Source organism: Cryobacterium sp. CAN_C2 (genome assembly GCF_015751745.1).
Lineage (GTDB): Bacteria > Actinomycetota > Actinomycetes > Actinomycetales > Microbacteriaceae > Cryobacterium.
In genome coordinates, this window is the sequence record NZ_JADOUX010000003.1 from 147,604 (window position 1) to 170,044 (window position 22,441).

At 65.6% G+C, this 22,441-nt stretch carries 18 protein-coding genes and 1 tRNA gene; 15 read left to right on the forward strand and 4 right to left on the reverse strand.

Annotation, left to right across the window (positions count from 1 at the left end; translation table 11 throughout):
• Positions 1-8 precede the first annotated feature (8 nt).
• A complete protein-coding gene (gene pth / locus IWX77_RS03810; protein ID WP_196843321.1) occupies positions 9-593 on the forward strand; it encodes an aminoacyl-tRNA hydrolase in 585 nt (194 codons plus the stop codon).
• Positions 594-635: 42 nt separating this feature from the next.
• A complete protein-coding gene (gene mfd, locus IWX77_RS03815; RefSeq protein ID WP_196843191.1) occupies positions 636-4,280 on the forward strand; it encodes a transcription-repair coupling factor in 3,645 nt (1,214 codons plus the stop codon).
• Between the two features lie 77 nt (positions 4,281-4,357).
• Here mfd and nhaA read toward each other — a convergent pair whose 3' ends face one another.
• Positions 4,358-5,728, reverse strand: a complete 1,371-nt coding sequence (gene nhaA, locus IWX77_RS03820; protein WP_196843192.1) for a Na+/H+ antiporter NhaA — start codon at positions 5,726-5,728, stop codon at positions 4,358-4,360.
• A 174-nt stretch (positions 5,729-5,902) separates the two neighbouring features.
• On the opposite strand from nhaA, the gene IWX77_RS03825 reads away from it, so the two are divergent.
• On the forward strand, positions 5,903-6,700 hold the full coding sequence (locus tag IWX77_RS03825; protein ID WP_297414145.1) for a MazG family protein: 798 nt from the start codon (positions 5,903-5,905) through the stop codon (positions 6,698-6,700).
• A gap of 19 nt (positions 6,701-6,719) precedes the next feature.
• Here the strand turns inward: IWX77_RS03825 and IWX77_RS03830 are convergent, their stop codons facing one another.
• Together IWX77_RS03830 and IWX77_RS03835 are read right to left on the reverse strand one after the other, a co-directional pair.
• Positions 6,720-7,814 carry an ABC transporter permease gene (locus IWX77_RS03830; RefSeq protein WP_196843193.1) on the reverse strand — a complete coding sequence of 365 codons (1,095 nt, stop codon included), beginning with the start codon at positions 7,812-7,814 and terminating at the stop codon, positions 6,720-6,722.
• A complete protein-coding gene (locus IWX77_RS03835; RefSeq protein ID WP_196843194.1) occupies positions 7,811-8,803 on the reverse strand; it encodes an ABC transporter ATP-binding protein in 993 nt (330 codons plus the stop codon). Before IWX77_RS03835 ends, IWX77_RS03830 begins: the two co-directional genes overlap by 4 nt.
• A gap of 95 nt (positions 8,804-8,898) precedes the next feature.
• On the opposite strand from IWX77_RS03835, the gene hisS reads away from it, so the two are divergent.
• The 7 genes from hisS to IWX77_RS03870 all read left to right on the forward strand — a co-directional run bounded on the left by hisS (position 8,899) and on the right by IWX77_RS03870 (position 15,778).
• A complete protein-coding gene (gene hisS, locus IWX77_RS03840) occupies positions 8,899-10,152 on the forward strand; it encodes a histidine--tRNA ligase (RefSeq protein WP_196843195.1) in 1,254 nt (417 codons plus the stop codon).
• 142 nt (positions 10,153-10,294) lie between these two features.
• Positions 10,295-11,575, forward strand: coding sequence for a phosphopyruvate hydratase (eno, locus tag IWX77_RS03845; RefSeq protein ID WP_196843196.1), 1,281 nt, complete (start codon positions 10,295-10,297; stop codon positions 11,573-11,575).
• Between the two features lie 117 nt (positions 11,576-11,692).
• A complete protein-coding gene (locus IWX77_RS03850) occupies positions 11,693-12,223 on the forward strand; it encodes an FtsB family cell division protein (RefSeq protein ID WP_196843197.1) in 531 nt (176 codons plus the stop codon).
• Complete coding sequence (locus tag IWX77_RS03855) at positions 12,220-12,792, forward strand: DUF501 domain-containing protein (RefSeq protein ID WP_196843198.1); 573 nt, start codon at positions 12,220-12,222, stop codon at positions 12,790-12,792. Before IWX77_RS03850 ends, IWX77_RS03855 begins: the two co-directional genes overlap by 4 nt.
• Positions 12,789-14,105 carry a S8 family serine peptidase gene (locus tag IWX77_RS03860; protein WP_196843199.1) on the forward strand — a complete coding sequence of 439 codons (1,317 nt, stop codon included), beginning with the start codon at positions 12,789-12,791 and terminating at the stop codon, positions 14,103-14,105. Before IWX77_RS03855 ends, IWX77_RS03860 begins: the two co-directional genes overlap by 4 nt.
• A gap of 22 nt (positions 14,106-14,127) precedes the next feature.
• Positions 14,128-15,627: an NAD(P)/FAD-dependent oxidoreductase gene (locus IWX77_RS03865; protein ID WP_196843200.1), complete on the forward strand. Its 1,500-nt coding sequence runs from the start codon at positions 14,128-14,130 to the stop codon at positions 15,625-15,627.
• 74 nt (positions 15,628-15,701) lie between these two features.
• Positions 15,702-15,778, forward strand: a tRNA-Leu gene (locus tag IWX77_RS03870).
• A 429-nt stretch (positions 15,779-16,207) separates the two neighbouring features.
• Here IWX77_RS03870 and IWX77_RS03875 read toward each other — a convergent pair.
• A complete protein-coding gene (locus tag IWX77_RS03875; RefSeq protein ID WP_196843201.1) occupies positions 16,208-17,041 on the reverse strand; it encodes a bacteriorhodopsin in 834 nt (277 codons plus the stop codon).
• A gap of 429 nt (positions 17,042-17,470) precedes the next feature.
• Here IWX77_RS03875 and IWX77_RS03880 point away from each other — a divergent pair, with 429 nt between their 5' ends.
• From IWX77_RS03880 to IWX77_RS03900, 5 genes are all read left to right on the forward strand, one after another.
• Complete coding sequence (locus tag IWX77_RS03880; protein ID WP_196843202.1) at positions 17,471-18,670, forward strand: lycopene cyclase family protein; 1,200 nt, start codon at positions 17,471-17,473, stop codon at positions 18,668-18,670.
• Positions 18,671-18,729: 59 nt separating this feature from the next.
• The gene (locus IWX77_RS03885; protein ID WP_196843203.1) at positions 18,730-19,623 is read left to right on the forward strand and encodes a Brp/Blh family beta-carotene 15,15'-dioxygenase; all 894 of its coding nucleotides are present in this window, start codon (positions 18,730-18,732) and stop codon (positions 19,621-19,623) included.
• Positions 19,624-20,009: 386 nt separating this feature from the next.
• The gene (locus IWX77_RS03890) at positions 20,010-20,723 is read left to right on the forward strand and encodes a phosphatase PAP2 family protein (protein ID WP_196843204.1); all 714 of its coding nucleotides are present in this window, start codon (positions 20,010-20,012) and stop codon (positions 20,721-20,723) included.
• On the forward strand, positions 20,713-21,387 hold the full coding sequence (locus IWX77_RS03895) for a response regulator transcription factor (RefSeq protein WP_297414135.1): 675 nt from the start codon (positions 20,713-20,715) through the stop codon (positions 21,385-21,387). The genes IWX77_RS03890 and IWX77_RS03895 overlap by 11 nt, the downstream gene beginning before the upstream one ends.
• Positions 21,384-22,391, forward strand: coding sequence for a sensor histidine kinase (locus tag IWX77_RS03900; protein WP_196843205.1), 1,008 nt, complete (start codon positions 21,384-21,386; stop codon positions 22,389-22,391). The genes IWX77_RS03895 and IWX77_RS03900 overlap by 4 nt, the downstream gene beginning before the upstream one ends.
• The last annotated feature ends 50 nt before the right edge of the window (positions 22,392-22,441 follow it).

The following is a 22,441-nucleotide window of genomic DNA, read 5'->3' on the forward strand; positions in this document are numbered from 1 at the left end:
GGATTCCCCTGGATACGAACCTGTGGCTCGTAGTCGGGCTCGGTAACCCCGGGCCCGACTACGCCGGCAATCGGCACAACGTCGGACAAATGGTGGCGGCACAGCTCGCCGGCCGTCTCACGTCAAACTTCAAGCGTCACAAGACGGCCGCCCTCGTCGCCGAGGGGCGCTTCACGCCCGGCGGACCACACCTGGTGCTGGCCAAGCCCACCACCTTCATGAACGTCTCCGGCAGCCCGGTCGCCGCGCTGCTGAGGTTCTACTCGCTGCCCGTCTCGCAGCTCATCGTCGTGCACGACGACCTCGACCTTCCCTTCGACACCCTCAAAATCAAGGTCGGCGGCGGTCACGGCGGCCATAACGGCCTGCGCGACATCATCGCCGCCACCGGAACCAACGAATTCATTCGCATTCGCATGGGCATCGGCCGCCCGCCCGGCCGCCAGAATGCGGCCGACTTCGTGCTGCACGACTTCGTCGCAACCGAGCGTAGCATTCTGCCCAATCTGATAGCGGATGCCGCCGACGCGATTGAACTGATCGCCTCCGACGGTGTCGTGGCGGCGCAGCAGAAGTTCCATTCGCCGTCCTGAGGCCAGTTCGGCGCTGTCGGTGCCAGTGCGTAGACTCGTTCAGTGATCCTTCAGGGCTTAATCGCAGCGCTCGCGCGCGCCTCCACGTTCGACAACGCCCTCGCGTACGCCAGCCGGGACGCTGATTTCTCGCTGACCGAGGGCCTGCGAGCGCCGCTTCTCGCCGCGCTCCTCGACCTGCGTCGGGATGACGCCGAGGCTCTCTTCGTCATCACCGCGACCGGCCGGGAGTCCGAGGCGCTGCGCGAGAACCTCGGTTGCTTCGCCACGAGCGCTGAGATCATCGACTTTCCGGCCTGGGAGACCCTGCCGCACGAACGCCTCAGCCCGAGCGCCGAGATCGTCGGCAAACGCCTGCACGCCCTGCGTCGCATGCGCGAATGGCAGGAGGCGGACCCGGCCACGCGGCATCCGCTCATCGTCGTCGCCTCGGTGCGGGCCGCGTTGCAGCCGGTCGCTGACAACCTCACCGACTACGAACCGATCGAGCTCACCGTTGGCGGGCGCGGCCATGACCTCTCGGCGATCGTGCTGCAGCTCGTCAATGTTGCCTATGCCCGCGTCGACATGGTCACCCGGCGCGGGGAGTTCGCCGTGCGCGGCGGCATTCTGGACGTGTTTCCACCGGTCTCCTCCCACCCGTACCGGGTGGAGTTCTTCGGCGACGAGGTCGAGCAGATTCGACTGTTCAGCGTCGCCGACCAGCGCTCGCTGCCCGAACCGGTCGAGTCCGTCAGCCTGCCGCCGAGCCGCGAACTGCTGCTCAGCCCCGCCGTTCGGCAGCGCGCCCGCGAGATGCAGCACGAATTTCCGAGCCTGGCCGGCCTGCTCGCCAAGATCGCTGAGGGCATCCCGGTCGAGGGTATGGAAAGCCTCGCGCCGGCACTGGTCGACCGGCTGGTACCGGTCACCCACTACCTGCCGAGCAACGCCGCCGTCGCCGTGATCTCACCGGAACGGGTCGCGAGCCGCGCGATCAGCCTCGCCGAAACCAACCGCGAGTTTCTCGGCGCCGCTTGGAGCGCCGCCACTGTCGGCGCCGACGCTCCGATCGACCTCGAATCCGGCGATTTCCTCACGCTGGGCCGCCTGCGCGACAGCGTGAAGTACTCGGCACCGGGCGCATCGGCCTCCGGTCACAGCTGGTGGACCCTGAGTTCGTTCCAGGCCGCGCCGACCGCCGCGCCGGACGTGCCCGTGTTTCGACAGGCTCAACAACCGCTCGAGCTGGACGAACTGCTCACCATTCGCATCGAAGCGGATGCCGTACCCACTTTCGCCGGCAGCGTCGACGGCGCCGTGGGTCACGTCGCCTCCCGGCTGCACGACGGCTGGGTCGTCGGCATCGTCGCCCAGGGCGCCGGTCTGGTCGAGCGGGCCGCCCAGGTGCTCGCCGAGCGCGAGCTGCCGGTGCGCGTGGTGGACGTGTGGCCGCTGGAGCCGGAACCGGGTATCGCCTACCTTCTGAAGGCATCCGTCGATCACGGTTTTGAGCTGCCGCAGAGCAAGCTCACGCTGATCAGCGAGTCTGAGTTCTACGGCCGTACCGTCGGCTACTCCGAGCGGCAGATCAAGAAGCTCGCGAGCCGCCGCAAAAACGTCGTCGACCCGCTGCAACTCGTTTCCGGCGACCACGTCGTGCACCAGACGCACGGCATCGGCCGTTTTCTCGAACTGACCCAGCGGGAGGTGTCAGGCGGAGGCCGAAACCCGGTCAAGACCACCCGTGAATACCTCGTGCTCGAATATGCGCCGTCGAAGCGTGGGCACGCCGGCGACCGGCTGTATGTTCCGACCGACCAGCTCGACCTCGTCACCCGCTATGTCGGCGGTGAAGCGCCGACCCTGAGCAAGATGGGCGGCAGCGACTGGTCGAGCGCCAAGACCAAGGCACGCAAGGCGGTGCGCGACATCGCCGTTGAACTCGTCAAACTGTATTCGGCGCGCATGGCCAGCAAGGGGTACGCCTTCGGGCCGGACACCCCGTGGCAGCGTGAGCTCGAAGAGGCCTTTCCGTTCGTGGAAACGCCCGACCAGCTCACTACGATCGACGAGGTCAAGGCCGACATGGAACGGCCCATTCCGATGGACCGGCTGCTCAGCGGTGACGTCGGCTTCGGCAAGACCGAGGTCGCCATTCGCGCCGCGTTCAAGGCGGTGCAGGACGGCAAACAGGTCGCCATGCTCGTGCCGACCACCCTCCTGGTCAGTCAACATATGGAAACCTTCAAGGAGCGCTTCGCCGGATTTCCGATTCACCTGCGCGCCCTGTCGCGGTTCCAGACCGACAAGGAGTCGCGGGAAACCATCGCCGGCATGCTCGACGGCACCGTCGACGTCGTTATCGGCACGCACCGGCTGCTGTCGCCGTCGATCATTTTCAAAGACCTCGGCCTCGTCATCATCGACGAGGAGCAACGGTTCGGCGTCGAGCACAAGGACGCGTTGAAGAAGCTCAAAACCAACGTCGATATTCTCGCGATGAGCGCGACGCCCATCCCGCGGTCGCTCGAGATGGCGGTCACCGGCATCCGAGAAATGTCGATCTTGGCCACCCCGCCCGAAGATCGGCATCCGATTCTGACCTTTGTCGGGCCGTATTCGCAGCGGCAGGTGGCCGCGGCCATCCGTCGTGAGCTGCTGCGTGAGGGCCAGATCTTTTTTGTGCACAACCGGGTCACGAGCATCAATCGCATTGCCTCGCAGCTCGCCGAGCTCGTGCCCGAGGCACGCATCGCCATCGCGCACGGGCAACTACCCGAGGCGCAATTGGAACAGGTGGTCGGCGACTTCTGGGAGCGTAAGTTCGACATTTTGGTCTGCACCACGATCATCGAAACCGGCCTCGACATCAACAACGCCAACACCATCATCATCGACCGCGCCGACAAATTCGGTCTGAGCCAGCTGCACCAGTTGCGTGGCCGGGTCGGACGTGGGCGCGAGCGGGCCTACGCCTACTTTTTGTACGACGAGAACAAGCCGCTGTCGGAGACCGCGCACGACCGGCTCGCCACGATCGCAGCGAACAACGAGCTCGGCGCGGGCATGCAGGTTGCGCTCAAGGACCTCGAAATTCGTGGCGCCGGCAACCTGCTCGGCGGCGAGCAGGCCGGCCATATCGCCGGTGTCGGCTTCGACCTCTACCTGCGCATGATCGGTGAGGCCGTGAGCACGTTCCGCGGCGACGTCGCCGAGGGGCAGACGGAGCTGCGCCTTGAACTGCCAGTCGACGCGCACATTCCGCACGACTTCGTCGACAGCGAACGGTTGCGTCTCGAGGCCTACCAGAAGCTCTCGAGCGCGAGCTCGCCCACAGCGACCGTCGACCAGATCGACCTCGTGCTCGACGAACTCACCGACCGATACGGCGAACCGCCCGTGCCGGTGCAGAATCTCGTGGCCGTGTCGAGGCTGCGCTGGCAGGCGCAGCAGGCGGGACTCGGCGAGGTCGTGGCCATGGGCTCGAACCTGCGCGTCGCTCCGGCCGATCTGGCTGACTCGATTCAAGTGCGCTTGCAGCGGATGTATCCCGGCTCACGTTACGTCTCGTCCACCGGAGCGCTCAGCGTGCCGATGCCGCGCCCGAACGGCGAGCCACTCGACGACAACGCCCTGATCGAATGGACCAAGACGCTGCTGACGGCGATCTTCCCCCGCCCAGTGCCGGTCCCTGCCGCGTCCTAAAAAACCCGGTGGTCGAGTTTGTCGAGACCATATTTCCTGCACGCAGGGGGTCGCGACAGGCTCGACCGACGGATGTGCTAGTTGGACTGCGTCTTCGGCTCGGGCTCGAATACGTCGGGCACGCCGTCGTTGTCGGCGTCGAGCGCCTCTTTTTCGGCGATGAGACGGTAGTGGCGGTTGCGTGCGCGCAGAATGGCAGTGGCCAGCAGTGCAGCGAGCAACGAACCAACCAGGATGGCGATTTTGGCGTGGTCGTCGTGAGGGCTGCCCTGGCCGAAGCCGAGTTCACTGATCAGAAGCGACACGGTGAAGCCGACACCGGCCAGTGTTGCCACACCGATGACGTCGATCCAGGCAAGATCGGGGTCGAGTGTCGCCCTGGTCGTCTTGGTGACGATCCAGGTCGCCAGCAGTACCCCGATTGGTTTGCCGATCACGAGGGCGACGACGATTCCGACGGCGACCGGGTCGGTGATAGCGCGGAACAGGCCGTCGACGCCACCGATGGTGACTCCGGCCGAGAAGAAAGCGAAGACCGGAATGGCGATGCCGCTCGACAGCGGGCGGATGCGATGTTCGAGGGTCTCGGCGAGGCCAGGTCCGGCGTCCGGCCCGCCACCGCGCTTGCTACGCAGCACCGGGACGGCAAAGCCGAGCAGCACACCGGCGACGGTCGCGTGCACACCCGAGCCGTGTACCAGAGCCCAAACGATGAAGCCGAGCGGCAACAGGATCAGCCAAGCGCTCCAGGCGCGGGTGCCAAAGAAGTACGAGAACTTGTGCGTCAGGATCCAGAACAGAGCCAACGGAATGAACGCCACAATCAGCAGGATGAATGAAATGTCGGTGGTATAGAAGAACGCGATGATCGCAATCGCCAGCAGGTCGTCGACCACTGCCAGGGTGAGCAAGAAGATACGCAGCGCGGCCGGTAGACGAGAGCCGATGACGGCGAGCACAGCCACGGCGAAGGCAATGTCGGTCGCGGTGGGAATGGCCCATCCGCGCAGGGCATCCGACCCCGAATTGATGTTGATCAGCGTGTAGATGAGCGCGGGAACGATGACGCCGCCGACCGCGGCCGCGACCGGGACGATGGCCCGGTTGACGGTGCGCAGGTCGCCGGCGACGAATTCGCGTTTCAGTTCGAGCCCGGCCAGAAAGAAGAAGATAGCGAGCAGCCCGTCGGCGGCCCAAGTGCCGAGGCTGAGGTTCAGGTGTAGGGGTTCAAACCCGATCTTGAAGTCACGGGCGGCGTAGTAGGCATCGGCGAGTGGCGTGTTCGCCATGATGAGCGCTGCGACGGTTGCCACGAGCAGAATGGCTCCGCCGACGGTCTCCTTGCGCAGGATCGCCGAGATACGCACGAATTCGAGGTAACGGCCGCGGCGAAAAACGGGTTCGGCCGGCGGGCGAGGAGTGGTGGGCAAGCGTGCAGGTTTGGTCACAGGGATCCTCTGGTTCTGGGGCGCGACTTCTGGAGGCGCAGCGAAATTGTGCCGACCAGACTTCCCGGCTCACCCTCAAGCAGGATACACGACCCGTCTGGGTGGGGCCCAGCGGGGGAGGAGGCCGCAGCCTACGATTGTGTGTGACCAGCCGATTGTTCTTGAGGAGTGCTTGTGACAAACCCCCTGTTCTCGAATCAGCCCGGCCCGTCGAATCAGCCCCGCATTCCGAGCCAGCCTGCTGGTGCCGCCGAGCCTCGTGTTGTCGCACCGCCGGCATCCGCTACCCCGCTTGAGACGGTGATCGCGACGGTCGCCCGGCTGCGCGCGCCCGGCGGATGCGCGTGGGACGCGGACCAGACGCACGCCTCGCTCGTTCGCCACCTGGTCGAGGAAACCCACGAACTGATCGAGGCGATCGAGGAAGGCACCCGCGACGATCTGCTCGAAGAACTCGGCGACGTTCTCTATCAGGTGATCTTTCACGCCGATCTCGCCGCGCACACCGCCGAGGAGAACTTCGATATTCAGGATGTCGCCGCACGCCTGACCGAGAAAATGGTGGGGCGGCATCCACACGTGTTCGGCGATGTGACCCTCGACACCGCCGCCGAGGTCTCGGCCGCGTGGGACGGTTTCAAAGCAGCAGAGAAGCCAGGGCGCACGAGTGTGCTCGACGGTATTCCAGCCGGAATGCCGGCGCTCGCCCTCGCCGACAAGGTCCTCGGCCGAGCCGAAAAGATCGGCCTGCTTGAAACGGATGCCGGCTTCCCGCTTCCGATCGAATCCGAAGCCGATCTGGGCCCCCTTTTATTGGCCATCGTCGCCTCGGCCCGGGCGCAAGGCCTCGACGCCGAGCGTGCCCTGCGCGCCGCCGTGCGGGACCTGCAGGGCGAAATTCGCGGCGCTGAGGCGCCGGATCATAACGACCCCGACGCCTTTGACGCCGGAATAATCGGTCTCCCCTCCTAACGCGGGCCGGGCAGAGCGTCTACGCGATGCGACTGCCAACGGGGAGTTTGGTGGCGGGGGTACGGGTGCGCCGCCACGCCCAGGCCAGGGCGCCCGCGCCGAGCAGCAGGTGCATCGCGAGCCCGATGAACCAACTCGGCACCGCGCCGTCGTAGGTCTCCTGCAGGGTGGGACCGTCTGAGAAGGCCTGGTCGCTGTACCCCTTGGCGGCGTCGTCACAGCCGTTGTACTCTTGGTACAACTCCGGCGGTGCCTGCGCGCTGCGCACGCCGACGGCGATCTGACCAAACAGGTCGGTCGGGTTGCCGCCGTCGTCGAAGCTGCCGGGCGCGGCATCCGCTACCACCACGTAGGGGTTCGCGGCGAGGATCCACCAGTAGGAGTCGAACCGCGGCACGTTATACGTCGAGGTCTGGGCCGTGGAGCAGACGATGTCCGACTGCTTTCCGGTCTGCTCGTCGTAGGTCGACGACACGACCTGGTAGTTCACGCTCGTGGCCTGCTGCTGCGTGGCAGCGCCGAGCAGGGCGAAAGCAATGAGCGTGCCGAGGCTGAGCGCCGCGACCACGAGATAGGTCAGCACGATGGAAAACAGCGGCCTGGTCAGAATGCCGGACAGCCCTACTCCCACGGCCGCAATGACACCCAGCTCGGCTGCCAGCACGAGTACCGACACCGCGATGGTACCGCCGGATACCTCGCCGAGAACGACCGCGAAGATAAGAAACGGCAGCGCCGCGGCGAGAAAGGCCAGCGCCGTGATCCACGCGGCCAGGAACTTGCCGAGCACCAGTTGCCCGGTGCTGATGAGCGTGACCTGCGTGGTGGCCAGGATGCCGGCATCCCGGTCGCCGTTGACAGCGTTGCCTGACAGCGCCGGCGACACCAGCGTGCCGAGCAGCAACACCAAGAAAATGATGGTCGAGAACACGCCGCCGCCGCCCGACAGCCAGGCCGAGGTGGCCAGCCAGAGCAAAAACGTGGCGATGCCCACGAGCAGCATGAAGACGCCGAGCAGCACGTACCACGAGACGCCGCGCACCCGCTGGCGCAGTTCGAGGGTGACGATCAGCCAGAGTCCGGTCAGGAAAACCCGGTTGCGGGAGTCGTTCATTTCGTGGCCTCCGAGTCGTTCGGGGCGATACCGTGGCCTGTTTCCCGCGTGAGGTCAAGAAAAGTGTGCTCGAGGTTGCCAACGGCAGGGCCGAAATCGCACACCGGAACCCCGCGCAGCACGAGATTGTGCAGAAGAGCGGCGGCGGAGGCTTCGTTCTCCACCCGCACGAGGGTGCCGAGCTGGTCGACGCCGAGCACCTGCACGAGCGCGCCGACCACGCCGGCCGCCGCCAGCGCACGTTCCAGCGCTGCCTCGTCCAGTGAGCGGATGCGCCAGGCCCGGGCGCTCGCGCCCGCCGCCGCCACCTGTTCCGGGCTCGCGGTGCGACCGTCGGCGAGGAACACCGCGGCATCCGCCATTTCGTCGAGTTCGGCGAGAACGTGGCTCGACACCAGAATGGCGGTGCCGTCGCCGGCCAGGCGGCGCAGCAGCTGGCGCAGCGAGGCACGAGCGGCGGGGTCGAGGCCGGAGGCCGGCTCGTCGAGCAGCAGCACGCCGGGGGAGTGCACGAGCGCCCGGGCCAGGCTCAGGCGTTGTTTCTGGCCGCGCGACAGCACCCGCGACGGCCGGTCGGCGAAATTATCGAGGTCGGTCAGGGCGATCAGCTCGTCGGCGCGCACGGCGGCCTGCTCACGGGTCATCCGGTACATGCGCCCGGTGGTCTGAAGGGCTGCGCGGGCGCTCAGGCTCGGCCAGGAACCGAGGGTGTCGGGCATCCATCCCATGATGGCGCGCACGCGTTCAGGCTCGGTGACCGGGTCATGACCGTTGATGCGGATGGTGCCCGTGGAGGGGGTGAGCAGCGTGGCGAGCATGAGCAGCAGCGTTGTCTTGCCCGAGCCGTTCGGTCCGATCAGGGCCGTGACCGAGCCGGCGGGAACGGTCAGCGTGGCATCAAGCAGCGCGAACACACTGCCGAACGCCCGGCTGACCCCGCTCACCGCGATACCGCTCGGCGTCCTGGCCGCCGAGTCTGAAACTGTCATGAATGACATACGTACTCCCCTTTGTCCCGAGTCTAGGGGGTGGGTTTTCGGTGCGGGCGGTGAATCGCGCCGAGAGCAACTGAGAGAATTACCCCATGGCTATTGCAGTGACCCCGCCGCGCGGCATGCGCGATTTTCTCCCCGCCGACAAGGCCGTGCGCGAGCGTTCCCTCGGTATCATCCGTGAGAGTTTTCGTGCGCACGGCTTTGACGAGATCGAAACTCCGGTCATGGAAGATTCCACCCGCCTGCATTCCGGGCTCGGCGGCGACAACGAGAAGCTCGCTTTTGCGGTGCTCAAGCGCGGACTCAGCGCAGCGGATGTTGCCGCCGCCGCCGAGCGGGACGACCTGCTGTCCCTGGCCGACCTGGGACTGCGCTTCGACCTGACGGTGCCGCTCGCTCGTTTCTACGCCACCCACCGCGCCGCGCTTTCGCCCGTGTTCCGGTCAATTCAGATCGCCCCGGTCTGGCGGGCCGAACGCCCGCAAAAGGGGCGCTACCGCCAGTTCATGCAGTGCGACATCGACATCATCGGCGAGGCCGGCCCGCTCGCCGAGATCGAACTGATCACGGCAACGGCCGCGACGTTGACCAAGCTCGGCCTCACAGGCTGCTCCATCCGCGTCAACGACCGGCGCATCCTCTCCGGCCTGCTCGCCCACTGGGGCGTCGCTCCAGGCCTGACCGAGCGGGCGCTGATCGTGATCGACAAGCTCGACAAGATCGGCGTCGACGGCGTGGCTACCGAACTGGGTACCCTCGGTATCGTCGCTCCCGGTCTGGCCGAGCTGCTCACCCGGCTCGGCAGCGGCGGCTGGACCCTCGGTGACAGCGCGCCCGCCTGGCTCGACCCGGAGGCATTCGCCGGCCTCACGGCACTGCGCGCCGCCCTGCCCGGCGTCGACCTCGAGTTCGACCCGACGCTGGTGCGCGGCATGGGTTATTACACCGGAACCATTTTCGAGATCTCCCACCCCGACCTGGGCTATTCCCTCGGCGGCGGCGGCCGCTACGACGGCATGATCGGCCGGTTCCTCGGCACCGACGTGCCAGCCTGCGGGTTCTCGATCGGCTTTGAACGCATCGTTGACCTGCTGCACGCGGATTCCGCATCCGCTGAGCAGGCGGTCGTGCTCGTGCACGACAAGGACGCCGATCCCGCCAGCCTGGTCGCCCTCAAACGCGACCTCGTGGCCGGGGGACTGCGTGTGCGACTGGAACGCCGCACCAAAAACCTCACGGCCCTGCTCGACCGGGCCGGTGCGGCCGGCTACGGACGCTTCGCGTTCGTGACGGCCGACACCGATGCGGCCAGCGACCTCGATTTCAAACCGCTCGGCGCCTAAGCCAGCCGGGCCGGCTCAGCGGATCCGACGATGGGTTTGGCTAGACTGACATCGCCCGGATCACCCGGCACCCCCCACCTTCATCCCGCCCCATACCCCGGCGTCTACCCAGACGTCCACCCCGACAAATCAGGAGACAGTTGTGGCCCTAATTGAGGCAGTAGACGCACGCGAAATTCTCGACTCCCGCGGCAACCCGACCATCGAGGTCGAGGTTTTGCTCGGCGACGGTACGGTCAGCCGTGCCGCGGTGCCGTCCGGCGCGTCTACCGGCGTGTTCGAGGCGTATGAGCTGCGCGATGGTGACAAGGCTCGCTACCAGGGCAAGGGTGTGCTGAAGGCCGTCGAGGCCGTCATCGACGACCTCGGACCCGCGGTCGAAGACATCGACGCGACCGACCAGCGCATCGTCGACCTCGTGCTCATCGAAGCCGATGGCACCGATAACAAGGAGCGCCTCGGCGCCAACGCCATCCTCGGCGTGAGCCTTGCGGTGGCCAAGGCCGCCGCGAGCTCGGCCGGCCTGCCGCTGTTTCGCTACCTCGGCGGCCCGAACGCCCACACCCTGCCGGTGCCCCTGATGAACATCATCAACGGAGGGTCGCACGCCGACAACGATGTCGATATTCAGGAATTCATGATCGTTCCGCTCGGTGCCGAGTCGTTCAGTGAGGCCCTGCGCTGGGGCGTCGAAACCTACCACTCGCTCAAGGCGCTGCTGCAGTCCAAGGGCCTGTCCACCGGTCTCGGTGACGAGGGCGGCTTCGCCCCCAACCTGCCGAGCAACCGGGCCGCGCTCGACCTCATCGTTGAAGCCATCACGAACGCCGGCTACGTTCCCGGCCGGGACATCGCCCTCGCTCTCGACGTCGCCGCGAGCGAATTCTTCAAGGACGGCAGCTACAACTTCGAGGGCAAGAAGCTCTCCGCCGAAGAGATGAGCGCCTATTACGCCGAGCTCGTCACCGACTACCCGCTCGTCTCCCTCGAAGACCCCCTCGAAGAAGACGATTGGGACGGCTACGTGCACCTCACCGCGTCGCTCGGCGACAAGGTGCAGATCGTCGGAGACGATCTGTTCGTGACCAACCCGGTGCGCCTGGCAAAGGGCCTCGAGCGGGGGGCCGCGAACTCGATCCTGGTCAAGGTCAACCAGATCGGCACCCTGACCGAGACGATGGATGCTGTCTCCCTCGCCCAGCGCGCCGGCTACACCGCGATCATCTCGCACCGTTCCGGTGAGACCGAAGACACCTTCATCGCCGACCTCGCCGTGGCGACGGATGCCGGCCAGATCAAGACCGGTGCCCCCGCACGCAGCGAGCGTGTGGCGAAGTACAACCAGCTGCTGCGCATCGAAGAGGAACTCGGCGAGGCCGCGGTCTACGCCGGCCGCACCGCGTTCCCCCGCTTCACCGCGTAACAACAGCACAACCGGGCTCCCGACCACCGAACCTTCGGCTGGTCGGGGGCCCACAGCTACACTCGGTACCATTTTCGAGCGACAGCCGAACACGACCAGCCAGCGAAAGGAGTTGCCGTGAACCAGAAACGCCCGGGTTCCGCACCGCAGAAGTCCCAGCAGCGGCAACCCGCCGTCTCGGAGGCGGACACGCCCGCCGGCGGCTGGCTGCGCAGCATTCGCTTTTCGGGCTTTTCGCTCGCAATGATGGTCGTTCTCGTGCTCGCCGTCGTCGTGCTCGCCCCGAGCCTGCGTACCTACGCCGAGCAGCGGCAGCAGATCAGCCAGCTCAGCGCGATCGTCGCCGACCAGAAGGCCGAGGTCGATCAGCTCACCAGCCAGCGGGAACGCTGGAATGACCGCACCTACGTCACAACGCAGGCACGCGAGCGACTGTCCTACGTGCTGCCCGGCGATATCAGCTTTCTTGTCATCAACGACCTTCCGGTCGCCGCCCCGCTCGAAGCGGATGCCGCACCGGTCAGCACCAATATTCAAAGCACCACAGTCGATTGGCTGAGTTCCTTGTTCGCCTCCACCATGACCGCTGGCCTCGCTCAGCAAGCCGCAGCGCCCGAGAAGTCAGAGCCAACGACGGTGGCCCCGTGACCCGGCCGCCGTTCCACCCGTTCACCCCGGCCGATATCGACCTCGTCTCAGCCCAGCTCGGTCGCCCGGCCCGTAACGTCGTCGGAATCGCCGCCCGCTGCGTTTGCGGCGCGCCGACCGTGGTCGCCACCGCGCCGCGTCTGGCCGACGGCACCCCGTTTCCCACCCTGTACTACCTGTGCCACCCGGCGGCGACCGCAGCGATCTCCTCGCTTGAGGCCACGCAAGTTATGAACGAGTACAACGACCTCCTGGCCGACGATGACGGCGTGCGCGCCGCCTATGAGCGAGCGCATGACAGTTTTCTGTTCGACCGCGAGCAGCTCGGCAGTGTACCGGAAATCGCCGGCATCTCCTCGGGCGGCATGCCGAGCCGGGTCAAATGCCTGCACGCCCTCGCCGCACACTCCCTGGCTGTCGGGCTGGGCGTGAACCCGATCGGTGACCTCGCGCTCGAGCGCGTGGCCTGGTCACCCACGGTCTGCGTCTGCGTGGACTACTCCATTGATGCGCCTGTGAAATCGACAGCCGTGCACCCGACAGCCGAGCTCGGGTCGGTTCCCGAGTGAGCGCGACCGCCCGCCGAGTCAGCACCGGCGTTGCGGTGGCACTGGCCACGGCACTGTTCGGCGGTACCATCGCTGGCTCCGTCGCGTTCGACGCGTCCGCCGCCCACGCCGACCAGATTCGCGACCTGCAATACTGGCTCACCGACTACGGTTTCACCGGGGCCTGGAACACCACCCGCGGCGCCGGCGTCACCGTCGCCGTCATCGACTCCGGAGTCGACGGCAGCGTCGCCGAGCTGAACGGGGTCGTGACCGGGGGAACGGATGTCTCCGGCCTCGGCTCCGCCGACGGCCAAACTCCGGTCGCCGGCGACGACGATAACGGCGAACACGGTACCCTCGTGGCCTCGCTTCTGGCCGGTCGGGGCACCGGGGACGGTACGGGCCTCATCGGAGTGGCCCCGGAAGCGTCAATTCTGGCGGTCTCGGTCGGGTTTGGCAGTACCCGTTCCGCGGTGAGCAACGATGACCAGATTGCGCAGGGCATCCGTTGGGCTGTCGACAACGGGGCCGACGTGATTAATATGTCGCTGACCCGCAACACGCTGTACTGGCCGAAGAGTTGGGACGACGCCTTTCTGTACGCCTTTGAAAACGATGTCGTCGTCGTAGCCGCAGCCGGTAACCGGGGGAGTGGCACGACCGAGGTCGGCGCTCCCGCAACGATCCCCGGCGTGTTGGCGGTCGGCGGCGTGGATCGCAACAAGACCGCGAGTTTCGATGCCTCCTCGCAGGGCATCACGATCGCCGTTTCAGCGCCCAGCGAGAAACTGGTCGGCGTCATGCCCGATTCGTCCTATGTGCAGTGGGACGGTACCAGCGCGGCTGCGCCGATCGTGTCCGGGCTCGTTGCCCTGGTGCGGGCCGCGTATCCGAACCTGGATGCGGCGGGCGTCATGAACCGCGTCGTCGCCACCGCGAACCCAAACGGGCAGTCCGTGCCGAGTCCGATCTACGGAAACGGCCTGATCGATGCCACCGCCGCCGTGACCCGCTATGTCGCTCCGGCGACCGGAGCCACCCCCAGCGAGCTGCTCACGGAGTGGATCACGCTGCACCGCCGCGCCGAGATCGAGGTCGTTCCCACCGAGGTGCCCGTCGCCGAGGCCCCGGCCGCTGCTGACGCCGACCCGGCGCTGCCCGCCGAAAATATGCTGACCGCCTGGCTGCCGAACCAGCTGACCTTGACTTATATCAGCCTTCCGCTCGCTCTCCTCGTAGGGTTTGGTATCCTAGTAACGCTGTTCGGCATTGGGGCCACTCGGCATATCAAGCGAATTCGCGGAAACCCCAAAGATTTCGCACCATCATAATCATGTAGGAGGCCTTCTTATCGTGCCCAAAATTCTCATTGTTGGTGGCGGCTACGCCGGTTTTTACACGGCATGGAAGCTCGAGAAATGGCTGCGATCCGGCGAAGCCGCGGTCACCATGGTTGACCCGCTGCCGTACATGACCTACCAGCCCTTTCTGCCGGAGGTCGCGGCGGGGTCCATTGAACCGCGTCACGCGGTCGTGTCGCACCGTCGCCACTTGAAGAAGACCAACGTCATCTCCGCCAAGGTCAGCTACGTGAACCACGCCGAAAAGACCGCCACGATCACCCCGCCGATCGGCGAGCCGTACGAGTTCAAGTACGACATCGTCGTGGTCACCGCCGGTTCGGTGTCGCGCACGTTCCCGATCCCGGGCGTCGCCGACCAAGCCATCGGCCTCAAGACCATCGAAGAGGCTGTCGCCATCCGCAACCGCGTGCTCACGAACTTCGACAGGGCTTCGGCGCTGCCGGCCGGACCCGAGCGCGAGCGTTTGCTCACTTTCGTCGTGGTTGGTGGCGGTTTTGCCGGCATCGAGGTCTTCGCCGAGCTGCGCTCCTTCGCCACCTCGCTGCTCACCCTGTACCCGGAGATCAGCTTCGAAGACACCACCTTTCACCTCATCGAAGCCATGGGCCGCATCATGCCCGAGGTCTCGCTCAAGACGAGCCTGTGGGTCATCGATAATCTGGCCGGTCGCGGTGCGCAAATTCACCTTGACACTCAGCTGACCAGCGCGGTCGACGGCAAGATCGAGCTTTCCAGCGGAGAGACCTTCGAGACCGACCTCATCGTCTGGACGGCCGGCGTCATGGCCAACCCGACGATCGTGCGTCACACCGACCTGCCCATCGAAGAGCGCGGTCGCCTGCAGGTTCGCGCCGACCTGCGCGTCGGAACTGAAGATGACATCGTCGCTGACGCTTGGGGCGCCGGCGATGTGAGCGCCGTTCCGGACCTGAGCGGTGGCGGCGTTGGCGGCAACTGCGTGCCCAACGCGCAGAACGCTGTGCGCCAGGGCAAGCTCCTCGCCAAGAACCTTGTTGCCGTGCTGCGCGGTGAAGCCCCGACGCAGTACCTGCACAAGAACCTGGGTGCCGTCGCCGGCCTCGGCGTCGGAGTCGGAGTGTTCCAGTCCGGTAACCTCGCCATCACCGGCTTGCCGGCGTGGTTCGCACACCGCGGCTACCACGGACTGGCCATGCCGAGCTGGGAACGCAAGCTGCGCGTCATCGGGGGCTGGATCAACAACGTGTTCCTCGGTCGCGATGTCGTCTCGCTGAGCGCCACCGCCAACCCGCGCGCCGTGTTCGAAGAGTTCGTTTTGCGTCCCAAGCCGACGGTCCCGGCCGCCGCCCCCGCCGCCAAGGCGCCGAATGCCCCGCGTGCACCCCGCGCGCCGCGCAAGCCCACCGTTGAAGCTGCTGCACCGGATACCGCCGCTCCCGTCACCAAGGCGCCCGCCGCCCAGGCTCCCGTCGCGGAGAAGGCGGCCGCTGAGGCATCCGCTTCGAAGTAGCGTTCTCTGTAGGTGCTGCCGGGCGATACCCTCGCCCGGCAGCACCTACGCTGTAACTGCCCGTTATCGGGCGCGCCCCCATAGCCCAATTGGCAGAGGCAGACGACTTAAAATCGTCACAGTCTGGGTTCAAGTCCCAGTGGGGGCACCACTTCTTAAACCTCTGCAGCCCAGCGTTTTCAACGGGTCCATAATGTTCAACCGCGCAATTATTCTGCCTCTGCCCACATGTGCATAAGCGCGCGCCCGATTCAAGGCCGTTGCGACCGCGCCGAGGTCAGCATCGAAGAGATCAGCCTAGACGTCCAGGTCATCGCAGTGGGGGTCGTGGCCACGTAGTCGTTCTATGGCTTTAGCGGTGTGCGCTATGTTCGCCGTGCCCGCCACGACGAGACCGCCACGACGAGACCGCCACGACGCGACCGTCACGACGCGACCTGAACGACGCGATCAAGAAGACGCGCCCAGAGCCCCTGGGCAGTTAACCCAGCGCGATCGGATGCGGAGCACCCACGCGAAACGGGGGCTGTACGATCGGATTTCCGATCGTACAGCCCCCGTTACGGTGCCGCTAAGCGAACTAGTTGTTGATGGTGGAACGCTTGAGACTCGTGGCGTCCTCGAGGGACAACTCGACGTCGGCAAAGGCCTGGTCATCCGCGAAGGACTTCGAGCGCGCGATGCGGTAAATGATCAGTCCGTAGAGGCACTTGGCGAGGATGTCGGCCACGGAGTAGCCGATTTGCAGGCCGACCCAGGCGTTGGCGCCGTCAATGCCAATTCCGGGCAGGAGGTAGGCGATCGGGTAGACGCCCCACGTGGCCAGCAGCAACAACCGCAGCAGGCTGATGGTCTTGCGGACCGTGGCGGGCTGGCGATCCAGCGACCGGGTCAGCTCCACGAAGAGCACGTACAGGATGTACGCGAACGGAATCGAGGAGAGCGCGCCGAAGATACCACGGGTGAGGTTGTCCGCGGCCATCTCGCCGGGGTAGCCGAGGGCGATCATCAGGGCTGCGGCGGGAATCAATCGTGTAAGCAGGCTGCTTTGCACCTTGCGGGCCAGCGCCAGAACCGCCACGAGCTCAAGCAGCAGCAGGGGCACAGTGAGCAGCCAGTCCACGTAGCGGTAGCCCTCGTTGAAGGATGCTCCGGCGACCTGAACATAGTCTCCGCGGCCGCCGACGGCCTCGGTCACGAACGCTTCGGTGAAGGAGTTGAAGATGCGGAAGTAGTGGTACGCCGCGATGCCACAGACGATGGCCGCGACGGTCAAAGCTTGGCGGTACCGCGGCAGCACCCGCTTGAGACAGATGACGAGAAAAACAGACGTGAACAGCTGCGAGGCGATCACGAGGGAGAACACGTTGTAGATGGTGTTGTACTGGATCTGGGTTAGGGAGTCAGGAATCATGATGTCCTCTGGTGTCCAAGAGCATTCGCTGAAATTACAGGGATCGAACCGAAAATGAGGCAAGTAGCTGTGTGATTTGCAAAAACCTGCTCATAACGTAATGCTACACGGCAGATGTCGTAAAGAGAGCTATCTAAACCCGACAAATGATTCGAGTCTGAGAATGTCCCCTGTTAGTGAGCCACGGCATGCGCCAGCCCGTGAACCAGTATGGCCAACGACGGCATTGCCGCTGTAGCGGCGGTTCTCGAATTGCGCTGGTTGACCGGTATTTGTCCTCTCAAGATAAGACCGGCCGATGCCTGACTCCTCCCGCCGCAGTTCCGGTTCAGCCCGGTGAGCGCCCGAAACGCACGCCGCGTCACCGCTAGGCTGATCGCATATCTTTCGATCTGCACCCCGCACGTGATCGAGTGAGAAGGAGCAGACATGACGCCCGCCGTGGACGCTCCCCTCGTGGTGCTGGGCGCGGGACTGGCCGGGCTCACGTTGGCGGCCCGACTGGCCCGAGAGCGATCCGGCCCACGGGTTGTGGTGCTGGAACCGCGCACGGCCTATCAGGACGACCGCAGCTGGTGTTTTTGGCGACCGGAACAGCACGATTTGTCGCACCTGGTGTCGCAACGCTGGAAAACATGGACTTTTTCAGATGCCGCGGGCGTCACTGTTCGCCATCAAGTGCCCGGACTGGCCTACCAGTACGTTCGGGGCAGCGATTTCTACGCGAGCGCGCAGGCCGACATCGCCGAGTCGCCGCGCGTCGACCTACGCCTCGGTGTTCGTGCCGGGACGGTCGCTGCGGTCTCGGGCGGCGTTCGGGTGGAGACCAGTGAGGGTACCCTGCTGGCCTGCCAGGTGATTGACACCCGGCCACGGGCTGCCGAGGCGATGCTCTACCAGAGCTTCGTGGGCGTCGAACTTGAACGTGACCATCCGCTGCCGTTCGACCCTCGCGAGGTGACGTTGATGGGGTCCCTTGCGGCCGACTCCGAGGGCTTGCGTTTTGTGTACGCCCTGCCGCTCGGACCGAACCGCGCGATCGTGGAGTGGACCCGTTTCGGTCTGGTTCCGATCAATCGGGAGCGCTTGGTCGGCGAGCTGGACCAACTGCTCACCGGGCTCGGCCTGGCCGACGCTCGCCGGGTGCGCACCGAGGGCGGCGTGTTGGCCATGGGACTGGGCCGGCAGGCCGCACCGCCGATCGCAGGCGTGTTGCCCGCCGGTAACGCCGGCGGGGCGCTGCGGGCCGCCTCTGGCTACGGTTTCCTGCGCATTCAGCGTTGGGCCCAGCTGTGCACGGAGCGCTTGCTCGCGGGCCGCGAGGCGGTGGGACACCCGGAAGAACCTCGACTGCGACGCACCTTCGATCGCATTTTTTTGCAGGCCGTTCGGGCGCACCCGGAGCGCACCGCGGAGTATTTTCTCGCCCTTGCCCACGGCGTTCCTCCGGCCGGACTGGTGCGTTTTCTCAGTGATGGAGCCCGGGCCGCGGACTACGCGCGCATCATCTCGAGCCTGCCGTGGAGCCCGTTCATAGCCCAGCTGGCCGCGCCCACCGTGTTCAGCCCGGCACCGACCGCGACGGCCGCCACCGCGACGCCAAGCACGAGCACGAGCGCAAAGCGATGACCGGCCAGGCCGCTCCGCCCCGCTCGGGGGCCGCACGTATCACGCCGCGGCGGCATCGCGTGCCCATCGAGACGCTGGTGTTCTCCAGCCTGGCCCTTGCCACCCTGGCCGTGCTCGGGCTGGGCCTGCCACTGCCCTCGCCCACGGTTCAGGTCGTGCTCCTGGGCGTTCTCGTGGGCGTTCTGGGCCTGCCCCACGGCGCTCTCGATCCGCTGATCGCGCGCCGTGTCGGCCTATGGCGCACCCCGCTGGGCTTTGCAGGGTTTAACGCGGCGTACATTCTTGTCGTGGTCGGCGTTGTCCTGCTCTGGCTGGTGGCCCCGGTGGCGAGCCTGGTCGTGTTCCTGCTCGTGTCGGCCCTGCACTTCGGGTCCGATTGGAACGCCGACCGGGCACTTTGGCTGCGGTTTCTCGCCGGGTTCGGGCTGCTCAGTGTGCCGGCGCTGTCGCATCCCGAACAGGTGAGTGCGGCCTACGTCGTGCTGGCGGGTGACGGAGGCGCGATGGTGGCCAGAGTGCAGGAGTGGCTGGGGCCGCTCGCCCTGGCCGGTCTGCTTCTGGCGGCACTGGTCGCCCTGCGGCACCGGGCACACGAAAGCGTCGAAATCGTGCTCGCGACCGTGCTCGCCCTCGCAACGGAGCCGCTGGTCTTCTTTCTGCTGTACTTCTGCGCCCTGCACAGTTTTCGGCACCTGAAGGCGGGGTTCCACGCCGAACGTGGCGGCGGACGGCTGCCTGCCCTGATGGTGGTGGTCTACACCGTTGTGCCCCTGCTCGTGGTGGGAGTGTTGCTGGTCAGTCTCGGCACCGGCGGTGCCATGAGCGAGCAGATTCTGCAGGTTGTGTTCATCGGGTTGGCGGCGCTCACCGTGCCGCACATGATCGTGGTGGCCCGCGAAAACCGTCACCGACGGGCGGCTGTTGCCGGTCAGCAGGAGACGTCACCGATCTGACCCGAGCGAGCTTTTCACAATTTCTGCGCCTCGTCCCGCTAAACGATGAACGGCAGCGCGAACGTGTTCAGCGCGGTGGCCAGCCGCGCTCTCAGGGACCCATCATGCCGGGCCGACGTCCGTCACGGTGAACGATCCATAGACGAGGACTCACCTCCCTCCAACATGCAGAAAACGACAGCAATGCGCCACTCTCTGGCGAGACATCGATCGTGGCTGACTTATGACTGTGCCAGGGGAGCCAGTGCGTGCCTCGGGGGCGTCGTCCACTCGGTGAGTGTGGATTCCACTATCGCGGTGGCGTTGTCCGAGTCAGCCGAGAAGCTGAGACCCGGCGGGGGCCATTTCTTAGAAGGTCCTGTGTCGGCAGGCGTGACTCTGGGGGCATGGGCACAGACATCCGACCACGCATCCTTTTCGCACGAACCGCTATCCCCGCCGTCGGCGTCATCCTCGCAGTCATCGTCAGCGGGTTGGTGTTGAAATCATCGGCCGGCTGGACGTCCATGGAAATGGATGTGCTCCGCCAGGTGAACAGTGCGCACACCCCGCAACTCGACTGGGTTGCGCTCGGGATCGACTGGCTGTTCGAATCGGCCGTGGCGACGATACTGGTGCTGCTGGGAACCGGCTCGATCCTGCTGGCTACCCGGCGATCGCACGCTGCGATCCGCTTCCTGTTGATCGTGGTGATTCCCACGTTGGGCGCCGATGCCATCAAATTACTCGTGCACCGTGCACGTCCCGACATCCCGTCCCTGTCCCACGTCTTGGTGCTCGAACCGGGCGGGCTCAGCTTTCCCAGCGGACATACCAGTTTCGCCGCCTGCTTCTTTCTGGGCTTCATCGTCGCCACGGCCGGTCAGAGGTGGCGCCCGTTTTTGATAGCAGCGGCTGCGGTTGTCGTGCTCGGGACGGCAGCCTCCCGGGTGTATTTGGGGGTGCATTACCCGTCCGACGTGGCGGCATCGATCGTGTACTCGATCGCCGCCGTGACGCTGGTTGAAGCTGCATGGCTGCTGGTGATGTCAGACTGGAACGAACGTCGATCCGGCCTCCACGCTGGACCCGCCAACGGAGGAGCCTCGGATGCCCGCTGAGATCATGACTCGCGCCCGACTGCTGCTGATTGAGGACGATGCAAAGCTCGGTCCAATGATTCAGGACGTGCTCACAGAAATCTACGATGTCACCTGGGTCACCGACGGTGCCGAAGGCTTGGCCGTCGGCCTCGCCAGCGAGTTCGAGGTGATGGTCATCGACCGACGCCTTCCCGCGCTGGACGGACTGGGCGTCGTCGAAGCCCTCCGCCGCAAACTGATCACCACCCCCATCCTTCTTCTCACTGCTCTCGGAACCACCGGCGACAAAGTGGCCGGGCTGGACATCGGCGCCAACGACTACCTCGTCAAACCGTTCGAGTTCGATGAACTGTTCGCCCGGTTACGAGCCATCCGTCGGGTGTTCACCGGTGAGGGCCGCGCGTTGCTCGTGGGTGGTTGGGAGTACTATCCGGACAGTCGCACAATCTATTCCCCGTATGACGGGCGCATCCTTCTCACGGCCAAGGAGAACGAGCTGCTCAAACTCCTGGCTGAAGCCCCGCAGCGCACGTTCTCCCGGCAGCAGATCCTGCATGCCGTCTTCAGCGCCGCGGACACCGCCGGAACGGTGGATACCTACGTGCATTACCTTCGGCGCAAGACAGATACCAACATCGTCCTCACCGTGCGCGGCCAGGGCTACCGCCTGGGACAACCATGACCCGCAGGAAACTCCCCATCGTCGACAGCGACACCCTGGCCATTCGTCGGGCGTCACGTATCGTCGGCACCCGAATCGCGATCGCCTGCGCCGCCGTTGTCGCGGTCGTCATCGTTGCCGTGTTCGTTTACATCCTGTCCGAAATCTCGCCCGGTGAGCTGTTTGAACCGGTGCCGGACACCGACAACCTGCAGGTCAGCGCCATCGGGCTTCTGCGCGCTGCGACGGTATTGGGCGTGGCCCTGATCATTCTGGCCGGCGTGATGAGCTGGCTGGTCACCGGGCGGGCCGTGCAACCCCTCGGCGAGGTGCTGCGCATCCAGCGGGCCTTTGTCGCCGACGCGAGCCACGAACTCCGAACCCCACTCGCTGTGCTCGACGCCCGCCTGCAAATTCTGCAACGCGCCCTGTCTGCAGGCGACCCGTCGTCCGCGGTCGTCGCGGAGCTGCGCCACGATGCGAAAGACCTCATCCACATCGTGAACGATCTTCTCGAATCGGCGGAAATCGGCGGCGCTGCGGTGAATGACACTGTCGTCATCAATGTACCCGCTGCGGTTGACGCCGCCGTGCAGTCAATGGCGCTCATTGCTGTCGAGAAACACATCACCATTGAATTGGATGCTCCGGAGCCCGCGTTCGCGCGTGTGCCAACATCCGGCATGACCCGGTGCGTTGTGGCCCTACTGGACAACGCTGTGCGGTTCGCTCCCAGTGGATCGGTCATCTCTGTGGACGTATCCGTGACCAAGAAGACAGTGTCGGTCACGGTGCGCGACCGCGGCCCCGGTATTCAAGGTATTGACCCCGCCCGTATTTTTGATCGGTTCGCGCACTCCGGAACTGCTGTGGATGGCGGTGGCGATGCCCGAACCGGTTTTGGTATCGGCCTGTCTCTCGTGCGGGAAATCGCGGTGCGCTACGGCGGATCCGTGAACGTCGTCGACAGTTGCGACGCTGGCACAGCGATCAGGCTCACCATTCCGCGGTCGAAGCAGGCCTGAACCTTAGCCGCGATCTACGAGTACGTTCTCACCGGGACCGCGAAATGACC

Bases quoted from the DNA above. Each gene is read 5' to 3' on its own strand.
- IWX77_RS03830 (WP_196843193.1), bottom strand. From the start codon at position 7,814: ATGAACGACTCCCGCAACCGGGTTTTCCTGACCGGACTCTGGCTGATC.
- IWX77_RS03835 (WP_196843194.1), bottom strand. From the start codon at position 8,803: ATGACAGTTTCAGACTCGGCGGCCAGGACGCCGAGCGGTATCGCGGTG.
- hisS (WP_196843195.1), top strand. From the start codon at position 8,899: ATGGCTATTGCAGTGACCCCGCCGCGCGGCATGCGCGATTTTCTCCCC.
- IWX77_RS03875 (WP_196843201.1), bottom strand. From the start codon at position 17,041: ATGATTCCTGACTCCCTAACCCAGATCCAGTACAACACCATCTACAAC.
- IWX77_RS03880 (WP_196843202.1), top strand. From the start codon at position 17,471: ATGACGCCCGCCGTGGACGCTCCCCTCGTGGTGCTGGGCGCGGGACTG.
- IWX77_RS03890 (WP_196843204.1), top strand. From the start codon at position 20,010: ATGGGCACAGACATCCGACCACGCATCCTTTTCGCACGAACCGCTATC.
- IWX77_RS03895 (WP_297414135.1), top strand. From the start codon at position 20,713: ATGCCCGCTGAGATCATGACTCGCGCCCGACTGCTGCTGATTGAGGAC.
- IWX77_RS03900 (WP_196843205.1), top strand. From the start codon at position 21,384: ATGACCCGCAGGAAACTCCCCATCGTCGACAGCGACACCCTGGCCATT.